This window comes from Bifidobacterium apousia, from assembly GCF_007559275.1.
Lineage (GTDB): Bacteria > Actinomycetota > Actinomycetes > Actinomycetales > Bifidobacteriaceae > Bombiscardovia > Bombiscardovia apousia.
Map to the genome: position 1 here is coordinate 12,338 of NZ_VMHK01000004.1, position 16,115 is coordinate 28,452.

Sequence of the window (16,115 nt, forward strand, 5' to 3'; positions counted from 1 at the left end):
CCTACGCCCTGGTATGGCAGTCGCTGCCTCTTCCGTAATGCCGATTCCGTCAATATCATGGTTCAAGGAGACATGAATCACACGGGTCCTTGGTTTCAGGAGGCAGATGATGGGTCAGGTGGATATCAAGCGCGTATACGAGCAGGCCGCTGACGAGGACGGGATCCGCATTCTGGTCGACAGGCTCTGGCCGCGCGGCGTCAGCAAGGAGCGGGCAGCCCTGTCCGGCTGGATCAAGGATGTCGCACCCAGTTCGGATCTGCGGCGTTGGTGGCATCATGGTCCGGACCGTTTCGAGGAATTCGCCCGCCGCTACCGCACTGAGTTGGATGACAATCCCGCCTTGGAGGATCTGCTGAGCATTGTGCGCGAACACGATCGGACGACACTGGTCTATGCGGCCAAGGATCCGGCCGTCAACCATGCCCTGATCCTGCGCGACTACATTCGCCATGCTCTTGAGAAGGACAATAAGTAGACGGCCGGCCACCCACGAATCCCAGGGCATCCCCGCACGCTGATGCTTACGTGACCGAACGCAGGCATTGATGTTTCTGGCATCTCTATTTGCTGATACAGATATGCTATGTCTTTTCCGACACCTGTATATTAGGAAGCTGTTATAGGCGGGCGCCCGTTCCTTTATTGGAATCTGTGAGCGGTGCATGCAAAAGCCAGCCAAAGGTCTCTTGCAAGGGGCTTCGTATCGACGGTTCCGGCGCGGCATCACAGTGAGCAAAGCTCAGAGCATACTTCCGAGTGCTAGACGTGGCCGTGTCTGCCCCGGTGATATACTTTTCCTCGTGTGTGCCGACAGCATGCCTTATGTTACAGGTGAGCTTGTCGGGATATCCCCGAATCCGAAGAATGCAGGCAGCAATGCCCGGCAGGAGGATCAGGGGCCATCGGGCCGGTGGACAGTGGCTGATCTCTCCTCCTGGGAGCGACTGCGGCTGCGGTGCGGCGGTCTCGCAGTGCAAACGAAGACAAGTTCATCGAAGGAATCGGAGAGAGTCAGTTGCCAACAATTGAACAGCTCGTCCGCAAAGGGCGCAAAGCCAAGCCTCGCAAGTCGAAGACTTTGGCACTCAAGGGCAGCCCGCTGCGTCGCGGCGTGTGCACCCGTGTCTACACCACCACCCCCAAGAAGCCGAATTCGGCTCTGCGGAAGGTCGCCCGTGTCCGTCTGAGCTCCGGCATCGAGGTATCCGCCTACATCCCCGGCGAGGGCCACAACCTGCAGGAGCACTCCATCGTGCTGGTGCGCGGCGGACGTGTCAAGGATCTGCCCGGCGTGCGCTACCACATCGTGCGCGGTGCGCTGGATACCCAGGGAGTCAAGGATCGCAAGCAGGGCCGTTCCCTGTACGGAGCAAAGAAGGCCAAGTAACACATGTCACGCAAAGGACCAGCCAAAAAGCACCAGCTCCTGCCCGATCCCATCTACGGTTCCACCGTGGTGGCCCAGCTGATCAACAAGATCCTGCTGGACGGCAAGAAGTCCATCGCCGAGAACATCGTCTACACTGCTCTGGAGCAGGTCAAGGAGAAGACCGACCAGGAGCCTGTGGCCGTGCTCAAGCGCGCCCTGGACAATATTCGTCCCAGCCTGGAGGTCCGCAGCCGTCGTGTCGGCGGCGCCACCTACCAGGTCCCCGTCGAGGTCAAGCCGAACCGCGCCAATACGCTCTCGTTGCGGTGGCTGACCGATTACAGCCGTGCCCGTCGCGAGAAGACCATGTCGGAGCGGCTGGCCAACGAGATCCTTGATGCCTCCAACGGCCTGGGTGCTGCGGTCAAGCGCCGCGAGGACACCCACAAGATGGCCGAGGCCAACAAGGCGTTCGCCCACTATCGCTGGTAATCCCAAGAGAGCGAGAACAAGGAATTATGGCACAAGACGTGCTCACGGACCTGACCAAGGTCCGCAACATCGGCATCATGGCCCACATCGATGCCGGCAAGACAACGACGACCGAGCGTATCCTCTACTACACCGGCGTCAACTACAAGATCGGCGAGACCCACGATGGCGCCTCCACCATGGACTGGATGGATCAGGAGAAGGAACGTGGCATCACGATCACCTCCGCCGCCATCACGGCCTTCTGGAACCGCCAGTCCCACGATCCTGAGGACCGCTACCAGATCAACATCATCGACACCCCCGGCCACGTGGACTTCACCGCCGAGGTGGAGCGCTCCCTGCGCGTGCTCGATGGCGCTGTGGCGGTGTTCGACGGCAAGGAGGGCGTGGAGCCCCAGTCCGAGACCGTCTGGCGTCAGGCCGACAAGTATGGCGTGCCCCGCATCTGCTTCATCAACAAGATGGACAAGCTGGGCGCCGACTTCTACTACTCGGTGGACACCATCAAGGACAAGCTGGGCGTCAAGCCGCTGGTCATGCAGCTGCCCATCGGCGCTGAAAGCGACTTCCACGGCGTGGTCGACCTGGTGCGCATGGTGGCCTACTACTGGAAGGACGAGGCCGACCTGGGCGCCAAGTACGAGACCATCGACATCCCCGATGATCTCAAGGACAAGGCCGAGCAGTACCACACCGAGCTGCTCGAGGCCGTGGCCGAGTCGGACGAGGATCTGCTCGAGAAGTACCTGGGCGGCGAGGAGATCTCCCAGCAGGAGATCCGCACCGCTGTGCGCAAGATGACCATCGAGCAGTCGGCCTTCCCGGTCTTCTGCGGGTCCGCCTTCAAGGACAAGGGCGTGCAGCCCATGCTGGACGCGGTCGTGGACTACCTGCCCAGCCCCGAGGACGTGCCGGCCATCAAGGGCTACAAGATCGGCGACGAGTCCGTCGAGATCGATCGCAAGCCCACCGTGGACGAGCCTTTCTCGGCTCTGGCCTTCAAGGTGGCCACCCACCCCTTCTACGGCAAGCTGATCTACGTGCGTGTCTACTCCGGCAAGGTGGCCCAGGGCGAAACGGTTCTGGACTCCACCAAGGACAAGAAGGAGCGCGTCGGCAAGCTCTTCCAGATGCACTCCAACAAGGAGAATCCGGTCGACGAGGCCATCGCCGGCAACATCTACGCCTTCGTCGGGCTCAAGAACGTCACCACTGGTGACACCCTGTGCGACGAGAAGGCGCCGCTGGTGCTGGAATCCATGACCTTCCCCGATCCTGTGATCGAGGTGGCCGTGGAGCCCAAGACCAAGGCCGACCAGGAGAAGATGGGCATCGCCCTGCAGAAGCTCTCCGAGGAGGATCCCACCTTCCAGGTCAAGACCGACGAGGAGTCCGGCCAGACCCTGATCTCCGGCATGGGCGAGCTCCAGCTGGACATCCTGGTGGACCGCATGCGCCGCGAGTTCCACGTGGAATGCAACGTGGGCAAGCCTCAGGTGGCTTACCGCGAGACCATCCGCAAGCCCGTCATGAACCAGGAGTACACCCACAAGAAGCAGACCGGCGGTTCCGGCCAGTTCGCCAAGGTGCTCATGAACTTCGAGCCTCTGGACACTTCCGAGGGCGAATCCTACATCTTCGAGAACAAGGTCACCGGCGGCCACATCACCAAGGAGTTCATCCCCTCGGTCGATGCAGGTGTGCAGGAGGCCATGGAGTCCGGCGTGCTGGCGGGCTTCCCGGTCGTGGGCGTCAAGGCGACCCTGACCGATGGCCAGATCCACGAGGTCGACTCTTCGGAGATGGCCTTCAAGATCGCCGGCTCCATGTGCTTCAAGGAGGCCGCTCCCAAGGCCAAGCCCGTTATCCTCGAGCCCATCATGGCTGTCGAGGTCCGTACTCCCGAGGAGTACATGGGCGACGTCATGGGCGACATCAACTCCCGCCGTGGCTCCATCCAGTCCATGACCGACGCCACCGGCGTCAAGGTCATCGACGCCAAGGTGCCCCTGTCGGAGATGTTCGGCTACATCGGCGACCTCCGGTCCAAGACCCAGGGGCGCGCCATGTTCACCATGCAGATGGACTCCTACGCTGAGGTTCCCAAGGCTGTCAGCGACGAGATCATCAAGGCCCAGCGGGGCGAGTAATACCGGTCCGGTCCGCCGCCATGGCGGGCCGCCGCCAAAAGGCTCTTCTGTCACAAGTCGGCGTTACACTCTTGTAGCGCTGACTGGGCGGAGGGCAAAAGTGGCAAAGAACCCGATAACCCAGTAATATGTAGCGAGTGCTCTGTGCGTGGTTCGTGCAGGCAACCTACGAGACGTCCAGGAGGACAAAATACAATGGCAAAGGAAAAGTACGAGCGGAACAAGCCGCACGTTAACATTGGCACCATCGGCCACGTCGATCACGGCAAGACCACCCTGACCGCGGCCATCTCCAAGGTGCTGCATGAGGAGTACCCGGACGTCAACCCCGAGTACGATTTCGCTCAGATCGACGCTGCTCCTGAGGAGAAGGAGCGCGGCATCACCATCAACATCGCGCACATCGAGTACCAGACCGCCAAGCGCCATTACGCCCACGTGGACTGCCCCGGACACGCCGACTTCGTCAAGAACATGATCACCGGCGCTGCTCAGATGGATGGCGCCATCCTGGTGGTCGCCGCCACTGACGGCCCCATGGCCCAGACTCGCGAGCACGTGCTGCTGGCCCGCCAGGTCGGCGTGCCGAAGATCCTGGTCGCCCTGAACAAGTGCGATATGGTCGACGACGAAGAGCTGATCGAGCTGGTCGAGGAGGAAGTCCGCGATCTGCTGGATGAGAACGGCTTCGACCGCGACTGCCCCGTCATCCGCACCTCCGCCTACGGCGCCCTGCACGACGATGCCCCTGACCACGACAAGTGGGTTCAGACCATCAAGGACCTCATGGATGCCGTCGACGACTACATCCCCACTCCGGTCCACGACCTGGACAAGCCCTTCCTGATGCCCATCGAGGATGTCTTCACCATCTCCGGCCGTGGCACCGTGGTGACCGGTCGTGTCGAGCGCGGCAAGCTGCCCGTGAACACGAACGTGGAGATCGTCGGTCTGCGGGACACCCAGTCCACCACCGTCACCTCCATCGAGACCTTCCACAAGCAGATGGACGAGGCCGAGGCTGGCGACAACACCGGTCTGCTGCTGCGCGGCATCGGCCGTGAGGACGTTGAGCGCGGCCAGGTCGTGGCTGCTCCCGGCACCGTGACCCCTCACCACAAGTTCGAGGGCGAGGTCTACGTGCTGACCAAGGACGAGGGTGGACGCCACTCGCCGTTCTTCTCCAACTACCGTCCGCAGTTCTACTTCCGGACTACCGACGTCACCGGCGTCATCACCCTGCCCGAGGGCGTGGAGATGGTTCAGCCCGGCGATCACGCCACCTTCTCCGTCGAGCTGATTCAGCCCGTCGCCATGGAGGAGGGCCTGACCTTCGCTGTTCGTGAAGGCGGCCACACGGTCGGCTCAGGTCGAGTCACCAAGGTCATCGAGTAGGATTGCCTGTCGCTTATCGGCACAATTCAATGACGGGGCCCGGAATCCTTCCTGTGATTCCGGGCCCCGCCCATATCCGGCCAGATTCGCCACTGAGCCGATTGCGGTGTTCATGCGCCGTGGCATAATAGGCGAGGATTTATCGCGAGCGGGCCGGATCCTGTGTGGCCCGGTGCTTTCGGCAGATGGCCAAGAGCCCTCCGAAGGAACGTTCATCAGAATGAGGTGGTATCAAGGTGGCACAGACTTCCAACGACATCAAGAACGGATCGGTCATCAACCTGGACGGCAAGCTGTGGACCGTCATCAAGTTCCAGCACGTGAAGCCGGGCAAGGGGCCGGCCTTCGTGCGCACGACCATCAAGGACGTCCTCTCGGGCAAGATAGTGGATCGCACCTTCAACGCAGGCATGAAGATGGACTTCGAGACCGTCGACAACCGGACCATGCAGTACTCCTACCGGGACGGCGACTCCTTCGTCTTCATGGACATGAGCACCTACGAGCAGGTCAACATCTCCGAGGCCCTGGTCGGCGATCAGGAGCGCTTCCTGCTCGAGGGCACCGACTGCATCATCAGCTTCCATGACGGCAACCCCCTGTCTGTGGAGCTGCCCGCATCCGTGGTGCTGACCGTGACCGAAACCGAGCCCGGCGTCCAGGGCAACCGCTCCAACGCCGGCACCAAGCCCGCCACCGTGGAGACCGGGGCCGAGATCCAGGTGCCCCTCTTCGTAGGCGAGGGCGAGAAGGTCAAGGTGGACACCCGCGACGGCTCCTACCTGGGCCGCGAGAACTGAGCAAGGCGGAAACCACACATCCATGGCACGTTCCACAGCCCGCAAGCGGGCCTTGAACACCCTGTATGAGGCCGATGAGAAGAGCCAGGATTTCCTCTCCCTGCTGGAGGAGCGCAAGGTTCGGCCGGGGGCGCAGACGCCTTTGCCCGCCTATGCCGTGACCCTTGTTGAGGGTGTGGCGGAGCATCGTCGAGATATCGATGAGGCTCTGCAGACCCACTCCACCCGGTGGCCGTTGAGCCGCATGCATGCCATCGACCGCAACATACTGCGTATCGCCGCCTGGGAGATGCTCTACAACCCTGACGTTCCCGACAAGGTGGCCATCGATGAGGCCCTGTCCTTGGCCAAGACCCTCTCGGATGCCGATGCCCCCTCCTTCATTCACGGCGTTCTGAGCGCCCTGGAGCAGGAGAAGGACGAGCACCAGGCTCGTCGTCAGCAAGCCGATCGTATCGCTGCCTTGGCTGATGCCGAGGCCGATGCGGACGTTTCGGATGATGAATCAGATAAGGCAAAAGCGGAGGTCGCATCCGCAGAGTCTGTCTCCTCTGGGGATGCCCATGCTGACAGCGATTCGGAATCGGCAACGAGCAGACCTGAAGATGGGGGTTCCGATCAGTCCGCCCCTAGTCTGGACCAGCTGAAACTGACCATGCCGGAGGAACTGGCCCCGGATGCGGATCACCCGTCAGGAAACTGAGCAATGATCTATGTAAAGGCCGACCGATGTCCGCTGGCTGTCAGGGCATCGGGTCGGCCTTTTGCCATATGCAGACCGGGAGATCAGCTGGGCTCGCGGCAAGAGCTGCTCAACCGTTCTTTGAACAATCCGTTCGGCATGATCCATGGGGGTCATTAATATGAGTGCGAATATCCACGGCAAACAAGGGGGTTCGGTGAACCTGAAGGACACCAACGCCATCGCCTCCGATCGTCGTTTCTCCGATTCCGCCATCCTTCTGCTGGAGGACGGCCAGGTCTATAAGGGGAAGGCCTTCGGGGCACTGGGCAGCACTATCGGTGAGGTCGTATTCGCCACGGGGATGACCGGATACCAGGAGACCCTGACCGATCCCAGCTATGACAGACAGATCGTAGTCCAGACATTTCCCCACATCGGCAATACCGGCGTCAACGGGGAGGACGGCGAGTCGTCACGGATATGGGTGGCCGGATATGTGGTCCGGGAGCCCAGTCCCACTTTCAGCAACTGGCGGGCTACTGGCGGTCTCCAAGGGGAGATGATCGACCAAGGCATCGTCGGCATCAGCGGCATAGACACTCGCCGGCTCGTGCGGCACCTGCGTTCTGCGGGCGTCATGCGGGCCGGTATTTTTTCTGGCTCGGCCTTGGACGATGCCAGCATCCAGAGTCTCTTGGATCAGGTCAGACAGGCGCCGACCATGGGCGGCTCCCACCTGACCGGCGAAGTCAGCACAGAGCACATTTACACGGTGGAGCCTTGTGGTCAGTACCAGGATCAGGAGCCGCTCTGCACGGTGGCTGCCGTCGATCTGGGCATCAAGGCCATGACCCCTCATCGGCTGGCCGAACGCGGATGCCGGGTCCACCTGCTGCCCGTGGGCACCACCATGGAGACCGTCCGCTCGCTCAATCCTGATGGCGTCTTCTTCTCCAACGGTCCCGGCGATCCCTCTACGGCCGACCAGGAGGTGGCCCTCCTGCGCCAGGTGCTTGATGCAAGGCTGCCCTTCTTCGGCATCTGCCTAGGCAACCAGCTTCTGGGCCGTGCCCTGGGCTTCGAGACCTACAAGCTGAAATTCGGTCATCGCGGCATCAATCAGCCGGTCATGGATCTGAAAACTCGCAAGGTTGAGATCACTGCCCATAATCACGGATTCGCAGTCAAGGCGCCCAAGGGGGATCCAGTGCCCTCACCCTATGGTGAAGGCCGCTATGGTCGTGTCCGGGTATCTCACGTCGATCTCAACGACGGCGTGGTCGAGGGTCTGGAGTGCCTTGATATTCCGGCCTTCTCCGTTCAATACCATCCGGAGGCGGCGGCTGGTCCGCACGATGCCTCCTACCTGTTCGACAGGTTCGTCACTCTGATGCAGGACGCCAAGGAAGGGAAGGCACATGCCTAAGCGGCAGGACATCCATTCGGTCATGGTCATCGGCTCGGGGCCCATCGTCATCGGACAGGCGGCCGAGTTCGACTATTCGGGGACCCAGGCCTGCCGGGTGCTGCGCGAAGAGGGGATTCGCGTCATCCTGGTCAATTCCAATCCCGCCACCATCATGACGGATCCAGAGATGGCCGATGCCACCTACATCGAGCCCATCGCCCTGCCCTTCCTGGAGCGGATCATCGCCAAGGAGCGTCCGGATGCGCTGCTGCCCACCCTGGGCGGCCAAACCGCTCTGAACGCTGCCGTGGAGCTGGGCAAGGCCGGCGTGCTGGAGCGCTACGGGGTTGAGCTGATCGGTGCTTCGCTGGAGGCCATCGACAGGGGAGAGGACCGCGAGCTCTTCAAGCAGGTGGTGGACCAGGCCGGTGCCGAGTCGGCCAGGTCCCGCATCGCCCACAGTCTGGATGAGGCCGAGGCAGTAGCTGCCGAACTGGGCTACCCTCTGGTTGTTCGTCCTTCCTTTACCATGGGCGGCCTGGGCTCTGGAATCGCCCATGATCGCGAGGAGCTGAGGCGGATCGCCGGTGCAGGAATCCACTATTCGCCCACCGATGAGATACTTCTGGAGGAGGGCATCGAGGGGTGGAAGGAGTATGAGCTGGAGCTCATGCGCGACCGCTTGGACAATGTGGTTGTGGTCTGCCCCATCGAGAATGTGGATCCGGTCGGCGTGCACACCGGCGACTCCATCACCGTGGCCCCGGTCTTCACTCTGACCGACCGGGAGTATCAGCGGATGCGTGACATCGGCATCGCCATCATCCGCGGCGTGGGGGTGGACACTGGCGGCTGCAACATCCAGTTCGCCGTCAACCCGAAGAACGGACGGATCATCGTCATCGAAATGAATCCGCGTGTTTCGCGCTCCTCGGCTCTGGCCTCCAAGGCCACCGGCTTCCCCATCGCCAAGATCGCGGTCAAGCTGGCCCTTGGATACACCTTGGATGAGATCGAGAACGACATCACCCGTTCAACGCCTGCCTCCTTCGAGCCGACCATCGACTATGTGGTCACCAAGATCCCGCGCTTCACCTTCGAGAAATTCCCCGGGGCGGACACGACCCTGACAACCTCGATGAAGTCCGTGGGCGAGGCCATGGCCCTGGCCGGCAACTTCCGCGAGTCCCTGGGCAAGGCCATGCGCTCCATCGACAAGCGGCATATGACCTTCTCCTGGGATGGTCCCCGGCCCGACCAGGCCGAGACGGACCAGCTGCTGGAGGCCATGCACACTCCCACAGAGCACCGCTACCTGCAGATTCAGCGGGCCTTCTGGGGCGGAGCCACCGTTGAGCAGGTCCACCAGGCCACTAGGATCGATCCCTGGTTCCTGGAGCAGATCAGCATGATCAATGACCTGGCCCTGCAGGTGCGTCAGTCCGAGGTCCTGGACGAGGACCTGCTGCGCCGGGCCAAGCAATCGGGGCTGAGCGACCTGCAGATCGCCCACCTGCGTGGCATGGGCGACCAGGGCGAGGCAGTCGTCAGGGAGCTTCGCTGGGCTTTTGGTCTTCATCCTGTCTACAAGACTGTGGACACCTGTGCAGCTGAGTTCGATGCGGTCACGCCCTACTACTACTCCTGCTACGCCGACGAGTCCGAGCTGCGCCCCCGCCAACGCGAGGCAGTCATCATCCTGGGTTCCGGGCCCAACCGGATAGGCCAGGGGGTGGAGTTCGACTACACCTGCGTGCACGCCGTCCAGGAGCTGGGCAAGGACTATGACACCATCATGGTCAACTGCAATCCCGAGACGGTCTCCACCGACTATGACATGTCGGACAGGCTCTATTTCGAGCCGCTGACCTTCGAGGACGTTCTGGAGATCTACCGGGCTGAGAAAGCCATGGGACCGGTCAAGGGGGTCATCGTCCAGCTGGGCGGTCAGACACCCCTGTCGCTAGCAGCCAGGCTCAAGGCGGCCGGGGTGCCCATTCTGGGAACCAGTCCCGAGTCCATCGACCTGGCCGAGAACCGCGAACTCTTCGGCCAGGTGCTCAGCAAGGAGCATTTGAACGCCCCCCGGTACGGCACTGCTCTTTCCCTGGATGAGGCCAGAGATGCGGCACATGCCATCGGCTATCCGGTTCTGGTCAGGCCCTCCTATGTGCTGGGCGGACGAGGCATGGAGATCGTCTACGATGACCAGCAGCTGGGCACCTACGTGGATCGCGCCCTGGAGGAAGCCAAGGCCGATACGGTGGTCTCTGGCCGCCTGCCCTCGCCCCTGCTGATCGACAAGTTCCTCCAGGATGCCATCGAGATCGATGTGGACGCCCTTTATGACGGCCAGGAGCTCTATATTGGCGGGATCATGGAGCACGTAGAGGAGGCAGGCGTCCATTCCGGTGATGCCGCCTGCACCCTGCCGCCCTCGACGCTCTCTGACGACCAGATCAACCGGTTGCGGCAGGCCACCCTGGCAATCGCCCAAGGGTGCGGGGTCCAGGGGCTGATCAATGTTCAGTATGCCTTCATGGCCAACACCCTCTATGTGATCGAAGCCAACCCCCGCGCATCCCGGACCGTCCCCTTCGCCTCCAAGGCCACGGGTACGGCGCTGGCCAAGGCCGCGGCGCGGATCATGGTGGGGGAGTCCATCGCACAGCAACGAGCCAATGGCCTGCTCCTGCCTGTCGGCGACGGCGGCATGGTCCGTGTCGGCCAGCCTGTGGCGGTCAAGGAGTCCGTTCTGCCCTTCAAGCGCTTCCGCACTCCAGTGGGTCGTACCGTGGACATTCTGCTGGGCCCGGAGATGCGTTCCACGGGAGAGGTCATGGGCTTCGATCGGGACTTCCCCCACGCCTTCGCCAAGAGCCAGCTGGCCGCCTACCAAGGAGGTCTGCCCACCAGCGGGGTCGTCTTCCTGTCGGTCAATGACGCGGACAAGCGGCAGCTGCCCATGTTGGCAGCGCGTCTGCTGGAGCAGGGCTTCAGCATCTGCGCCACCCGTGGCACGGCCTCTGTCCTGCGTCGGTACGGTTTTGATGTGGCCGTTGTCGACAAGATCAGCGATGCTGAAGAGCCGGGTCAGGCCTTCACAGATGCCGACGGAGTAAGGCATATGGGCCGAAATCCTGTCCAGTTGATTGAGGATGGGGCCATTGACATGATCCTCAACACGCCCAGCTCCAGGGGTTCGCGCTCCGACGGCTATCTGATCCGGGTGGCCGCCATTGCCGCCGATCTGCCGCAGTTCACTACCATCACCGAATTCTCAGCCGCTCTGATGGCCATTGATGTGGTCAAAAAGGACGACTACGAGGTCATGAGCATACAGGAGCACGCGGCCCGGCTGCTGGAGCTGGAGAAGGCCAGGTAGGTGCTCGCTATATGATTGACCCATGTTCCGGTCCAGCTAGGCCGGAGGGTGACCTTTAAGGAAAGGAAGTGGCCGTGTCAGCGATCAACGGTGCCGACATGTCGATTCAGGACTCTTCGGGAGAGCAGACCGGGGGGCCAGGGAAGACGGGTGGCCGGCTGATCGTGTTGACGGGGCCTACGGCAGTTGGCAAGGGCACTGTGGAGGCGGCCCTGCGTCATGCCCACCCGGAGGTCTGGGTCTCCGTCTCGGCCACCACCCGCGCTCCGCGTCCGGGCGAAAAGGACGGCATCACCTACTGGTTCATGGACGAGCAGGAGTTTGCCCGCAGGGAGGCAGCCGGAGATTTTCTGGAGACCGCCCTGGTCCATGGCATGTCCCACTATGGCACCCCGTTGCAGCCGGTCCTGGATCATTTGGCAGCAGGGGTGCCCACGATTTTGGAGATTGACCTGCAGGGGGCGCATCGTGTCCGCCAGCGGGCGGGGGAGCTGGGCCTGGAAGTGTTTTACGTCTTCCTGGCGCCGCCGTCATTCCAAGACCTGGTCACCAGGCTGAACATGCGGGGCACCGAAAATGAGGAGCAGCGGGCCCGCAGGCTGGAGACCGCCAAGGTGGAGCTGGCCTCCGAGGGGCAGTTCGACCAGGTCATAGTCAACGACAATGTGGATAAGGCCGCGCAGGCGCTCTGGTCGGTAATCGCCAAGGAATACGGCCTCTGAGCACCTTCCTAGGCTCTGCCTCAGCAGAGTCAAAAAATCCCCCAATTGAGTGAGAGCCGGATTGGGGGATTTTGGTCTATCAGTCCAGCCCCGACAGTCGGTTGATCAGGTCGGGGTCGCGGGTGGCGCCCTTGTCTGCTGAGCGGGCGAAGGCGGCGTAGGCCTTCAGTGCCAGGGAGACCTTGCGGTCCCTGTGGGCCACATAGCCTTCGCCGGCCTCCAGTTCAGCGCGGCGCTGGGCGAGTTCCTCATCGCTCAGCTCGACGTCTACACGCCGGTTGGGGATATCGATGCGGATCATGTCGCCGTTGCGGATCAGGGCGATGGGGCCCTTGTTGGCTGCTTCAGGAGCGATATGGCCGATGGCCAGGCCTGATGAGCCGCCGGAGTAGCGGCCGTCGGTCAGCAGGGCCACGTCCTTGCCGATGCCCTTGCCCTTGACGAATGAGGTGGGGTAGAGCATCTCCTGCATGCCAGGGCCACCCTTGGGTCCCTCGTAGCGGATGACCAGGGCTTGGCCCTTGTGCAGGGTGCCATTGAGTATGACCTCCACAGCCTGCTCCTGCGATTCGACCACCAGGGCCGGTCCGCGGAAGTTCCAGATCTCCTTGGGTACGCCTGCGGTCTTGACCACGCAGCCATCGGGGGCCAGATTGCCGCGCAGTATGGCCAGACCGCCTTCGGAGACGGCCGGGTGATCCAGGTCGTGAATGGCACCATTGACGCGGTCGGTGTCCAGATCCTCCCACTCCTTGGACTGGTTGAAGGGCTCGGGGGAGGTGATGTGGCCGGGCGCTGCGTGGTAGAGATCCTTGGCCTGGTCCAGGCAGGTGGGGCGCATGATGTCCCAGTCGTTGAGCTTGGACTCCAGATCCGGGTAGTCGATGGAATGCGTGTCCTTGTGCAGCACTCCGCCACGGTCCAGCTCACCCAGAATGCCGCAGATGCCGCCGGCCCGATGGACGTCCGATATCTCCCAGTCTCCGGAGGGAGAGGCCTTGCAGATGCAGGGGACCGTGTGTGAGATGCGCTCGATGTCGTCCAGGGTGAAGTCCACATCCGCCGACTGTGCGGCGGCAAGGATGTGTAGGACGGTGTTGGTTGATCCGCCCATGGCCACATCCATGGTCATGGCGTTTTCGAAGGCCTTCTTGGTGGCGATGGAACGCGGCAGGACTGAGTCGTCATCATCCTGGTAGTACCGGTTGGCAATCTCCACGACCAGCTTGCCGGCCCGCTCGAAGAGCATCTTCCGGGCCGTGTGCGAGGCCAAGGTGGTGCCGTTGCCGGGCAGGGCCAGACCCATGGCCTCGGTCAGGCAGTTCATGGAGTTGGCCGTGAACATGCCGGCGCAGGACCCGCAGGTGGGGCAGACCGTCTTCTCCAGGGCCAGCAGACCCGCATCATCGATGCTGTCATCCGCTGAAGCGTACATGACGTCGATCAGATCCGTGCTCTCCTGGACTGTCCCGTCGGGCATGACCGTCCGTCCGGCCTCCATGGGGCCGCCGGAGACGAAGACCGTGGGAATGTTCAGACGCAGAGCGGCCATGAGCATGCCAGGGGTGATCTTGTCACAGTTGGAAATGCAGATCAGCGCATCGGCGCAGTGGGCGTTGACCGAGTACTCCACAGCGTCCGCAATCAGGTCACGGCTGGGCAGAGAGTAGAGCATGCCCGTATGGCCCATGGCGATGCCGTCGTCCACGGCGATGGTGTTGAACTCGCGGGGGATGCCGCCCGCTTCCTTGACGGCCTTGGAGACCAGGCGCCCCACCTTGTTCAGGTGGACGTGGCCGGGCACGAACTCGGAGAAGGAATTGGCGATGGCCACGATGGGCTTGCCGAAGTCCTCACCCTTGACGCCAGCGGCACGATAGAGAGCACGGGCGCCCGCGAACTCTCGTTCCTTCATTAATTTGGCTGATCGCATCTGCATAGTTTTATTCAAGTGATCGCAGGCATCAACGGTTCGAACATGACCACATGTTGGAATTTCTGAGGTTTCCGCCTTGCTTTCCCCAGCAGAGAAGTATCCCAGGCTAAAATCGAGCCCGGGCGGTAAAATCATTCAGATTGAATGAATGGTTCATCCAGTTGAATTGGAGAAACATCTTATGGCATTCGGTACCGAGCCCCATCCGCAGGGATTTGCGAATCCTCCCATCGACGACCTCATGAAGCACGCCGATTCGAAGTATGCGCTCTCTATCTTCGCGGCCAAGCGGGCCCGTCAGATCAATTCCTATTTCACACAGCTCAATGAGGGCCTGCTGCAGAACGTCGGTCCGCTGGTTGAGTACCAGAACCAGGAGAAGCCCCTGTCCATCGCCTTCCGGGAGATCAATGAGGGCCTGCTTGAAGAGACCCTGGGCGAGGACGATCTGAGCGAAGGCAACTGAGCTTTCGACTCTCAGTGCAGGGTCCTCGGACGGTGACGGTTTCTAGACAAAGGTGAATGAAATGACAGAGCGACGGCTGATTTCGGCTGAATCAGTGACCGAGGGCCATCCAGACAAGGTCTGCGACCAGATTTCCGATGCCATTCTGGACGATCTGATCGCCCAGGATCCGCATTCGCATGTGGCTGTGGAGACCTCTGCGGCCACTGGCCTCTTCTTCGTCTTCGGAGAGGTCTCATCCCAGGGCTACACGGACATTCAGTCCCAGGTCCGGTCGGTGCTGCGCAGGATCGGCTACACATCGTCAGAAATTGGTCTGGACGCGGATTCCTGCGGCGTGACCGTGGCTCTGAGCGAGCAGAGCAAGGAAATCAACCAGGGTGTGGAACGGCTGTCGGCCAGCCAGGAGAGTGCTGCCACCCGTGAGGAGCGTTACCAGTCCCAGGGGGCCGGCGACCAGGGCGTCATGTTCGGGTACGCCTGTGATGAGACCGACACGCTCATGCCCCTGCCCATCTATCTGGCCCATCAGCTGGCCTTCCGGCTGGCACAGGTGCGCAAGGAGGGGATCATCCCCCATCTGCGGCCCGACGGCAAGACCCAGGTCACCATCGAATACGATCAGGATGACCGTCCCCGCCGGGTGGACACGGTCCTCATCTCCACTCAGCACGATCCCGAGGTGGGTCATGACTGGCTGCAGGAGCAGTTGATGGAGCATGTCCTCACGCCCGTGCTGGATCGCGTCTGCGGCCAGGCCGTCGAGCACCAGGGCTACCGGGTGCTGGTCAATCCTACCGGTTCCTTTATTCTGGGCGGCCCCGCGGCTGACGCAGGACTGACCGGGCGCAAGATCATTGTGGACACCTACGGAGGTGCGGCCCATCATGGAGGCGGCGCCTTCTCCGGCAAGGATCCCAGCAAGGTCGACCGGTCCGCCGCCTACGCCGCGCGTTGGGTGGCTAAGAACATCGTGGCCGCTGGACTGGCGCACAAGGTCGAGGTCCAGGTGGCCTATGCCATTGGAGTGGCCGAACCGGTCAGCGTCAACGTGGAGACCTACGGCACCGAGCAGGGGGTCAGCCGGGAGCAGATCCAGGAGGCTGTGCGCGAGGTCTTCGACCTGCGGCCTGCTGCCATCATCGATGAGCTGGATCTGTTGAGGCCCATTTACGCCAAGACTGCAGCCTATGGGCACTTCGGCCGGGAGGATCCCGACTTCACCTGGGAGCAGGTGGACAAGGTGGGCGAGCTCAAGGCCGCCATCGGCATGACCAGGTAGCAGCTGTTCATCAAGAGCC

At 62.1% G+C, this 16,115-nt stretch carries 13 protein-coding genes; 12 read left to right on the plus strand and 1 reads right to left on the minus strand.

The features are described from left to right. The first annotated feature begins 109 nt into the window (after positions 1-109). The 10 genes from FPK30_RS06000 to gmk all read left to right on the plus strand — a co-directional run bounded on the left by FPK30_RS06000 (position 110) and on the right by gmk (position 12,412). Positions 110-478, plus strand: a complete 369-nt coding sequence (locus tag FPK30_RS06000; RefSeq protein WP_144085737.1) for a DUF488 domain-containing protein — start codon at positions 110-112, stop codon at positions 476-478. Between the two features lie 540 nt (positions 479-1,018). Further along, positions 1,019-1,390 carry a 30S ribosomal protein S12 gene (gene rpsL, locus FPK30_RS06005; protein WP_015022141.1) on the plus strand — a complete coding sequence of 124 codons (372 nt, stop codon included), beginning with the start codon at positions 1,019-1,021 and terminating at the stop codon, positions 1,388-1,390. A gap of 3 nt (positions 1,391-1,393) precedes the next feature. Next, on the plus strand, positions 1,394-1,864 hold the full coding sequence (gene rpsG / locus FPK30_RS06010; protein WP_015022140.1) for a 30S ribosomal protein S7: 471 nt from the start codon (positions 1,394-1,396) through the stop codon (positions 1,862-1,864). 26 nt (positions 1,865-1,890) lie between these two features. Further along, on the plus strand, positions 1,891-4,017 hold the full coding sequence (gene fusA, locus FPK30_RS06015; protein ID WP_045924656.1) for an elongation factor G: 2,127 nt from the start codon (positions 1,891-1,893) through the stop codon (positions 4,015-4,017). 195 nt (positions 4,018-4,212) lie between these two features. Next, the gene (tuf, locus tag FPK30_RS06025) at positions 4,213-5,412 is read left to right on the plus strand and encodes an elongation factor Tu (RefSeq protein ID WP_101432623.1); all 1,200 of its coding nucleotides are present in this window, start codon (positions 4,213-4,215) and stop codon (positions 5,410-5,412) included. Positions 5,413-5,648: 236 nt separating this feature from the next. Further along, positions 5,649-6,212 (plus strand): elongation factor P, encoded by a 564-nt coding sequence (gene efp, locus FPK30_RS06030; protein ID WP_144085739.1) that lies wholly within the window; start codon positions 5,649-5,651, stop codon positions 6,210-6,212. 22 nt (positions 6,213-6,234) lie between these two features. After that, positions 6,235-6,915, plus strand: coding sequence for a transcription antitermination factor NusB (gene nusB, locus FPK30_RS06035; protein ID WP_144085740.1), 681 nt, complete (start codon positions 6,235-6,237; stop codon positions 6,913-6,915). Between the two features lie 196 nt (positions 6,916-7,111). After that, on the plus strand, positions 7,112-8,323 hold the full coding sequence (gene carA / locus FPK30_RS06040) for a glutamine-hydrolyzing carbamoyl-phosphate synthase small subunit (RefSeq protein ID WP_415873693.1): 1,212 nt from the start codon (positions 7,112-7,114) through the stop codon (positions 8,321-8,323). Next, positions 8,316-11,690 carry a carbamoyl-phosphate synthase large subunit gene (carB, locus tag FPK30_RS06045; protein WP_144085742.1) on the plus strand — a complete coding sequence of 1,125 codons (3,375 nt, stop codon included), beginning with the start codon at positions 8,316-8,318 and terminating at the stop codon, positions 11,688-11,690. The genes carA and carB overlap by 8 nt, the downstream gene beginning before the upstream one ends. Positions 11,691-11,788: 98 nt before the next feature. Continuing rightward, positions 11,789-12,412: a guanylate kinase gene (gene gmk, locus FPK30_RS06050; RefSeq protein WP_144085819.1), complete on the plus strand. Its 624-nt coding sequence runs from the start codon at positions 11,789-11,791 to the stop codon at positions 12,410-12,412. Between the two features lie 79 nt (positions 12,413-12,491). Here the strand turns inward: gmk and ilvD are convergent, their stop codons facing one another. Continuing rightward, positions 12,492-14,351, minus strand: coding sequence for a dihydroxy-acid dehydratase (gene ilvD / locus FPK30_RS06055; protein ID WP_101432618.1), 1,860 nt, complete (start codon positions 14,349-14,351; stop codon positions 12,492-12,494). Positions 14,352-14,529: 178 nt separating this feature from the next. On the opposite strand from ilvD, the gene rpoZ reads away from it, so the two are divergent. Then, on the plus strand, positions 14,530-14,814 hold the full coding sequence (gene rpoZ, locus FPK30_RS06060) for a DNA-directed RNA polymerase subunit omega (RefSeq protein WP_015022131.1): 285 nt from the start codon (positions 14,530-14,532) through the stop codon (positions 14,812-14,814). Between the two features lie 61 nt (positions 14,815-14,875). Beyond that, a complete protein-coding gene (gene metK / locus FPK30_RS06065) occupies positions 14,876-16,096 on the plus strand; it encodes a methionine adenosyltransferase (RefSeq protein WP_144085743.1) in 1,221 nt (406 codons plus the stop codon). The last annotated feature ends 19 nt before the right edge of the window (positions 16,097-16,115 follow it).

Excerpts from the sequence above, each read along its gene's own strand:
- gmk (WP_144085819.1), top strand. The coding sequence starts at position 11,789 with ATGTCGATTCAGGACTCTTCGGGAGAGCAGACCGGGGGGCCAGGGAAG.
- metK (WP_144085743.1), top strand. The coding sequence starts at position 14,876 with ATGACAGAGCGACGGCTGATTTCGGCTGAATCAGTGACCGAGGGCCAT.
- rpoZ (WP_015022131.1), top strand. The coding sequence starts at position 14,530 with ATGGCATTCGGTACCGAGCCCCATCCGCAGGGATTTGCGAATCCTCCC.
- fusA (WP_045924656.1), top strand. The coding sequence starts at position 1,891 with ATGGCACAAGACGTGCTCACGGACCTGACCAAGGTCCGCAACATCGGC.
- rpsG (WP_015022140.1), top strand. The coding sequence starts at position 1,394 with ATGTCACGCAAAGGACCAGCCAAAAAGCACCAGCTCCTGCCCGATCCC.
- ilvD (WP_101432618.1), bottom strand. The coding sequence starts at position 14,351 with ATGCAGATGCGATCAGCCAAATTAATGAAGGAACGAGAGTTCGCGGGC.
- tuf (WP_101432623.1), top strand. The coding sequence starts at position 4,213 with ATGGCAAAGGAAAAGTACGAGCGGAACAAGCCGCACGTTAACATTGGC.
- FPK30_RS06000 (WP_144085737.1), top strand. The coding sequence starts at position 110 with ATGGGTCAGGTGGATATCAAGCGCGTATACGAGCAGGCCGCTGACGAG.
- carB (WP_144085742.1), top strand. The coding sequence starts at position 8,316 with ATGCCTAAGCGGCAGGACATCCATTCGGTCATGGTCATCGGCTCGGGG.
- nusB (WP_144085740.1), top strand. The coding sequence starts at position 6,235 with ATGGCACGTTCCACAGCCCGCAAGCGGGCCTTGAACACCCTGTATGAG.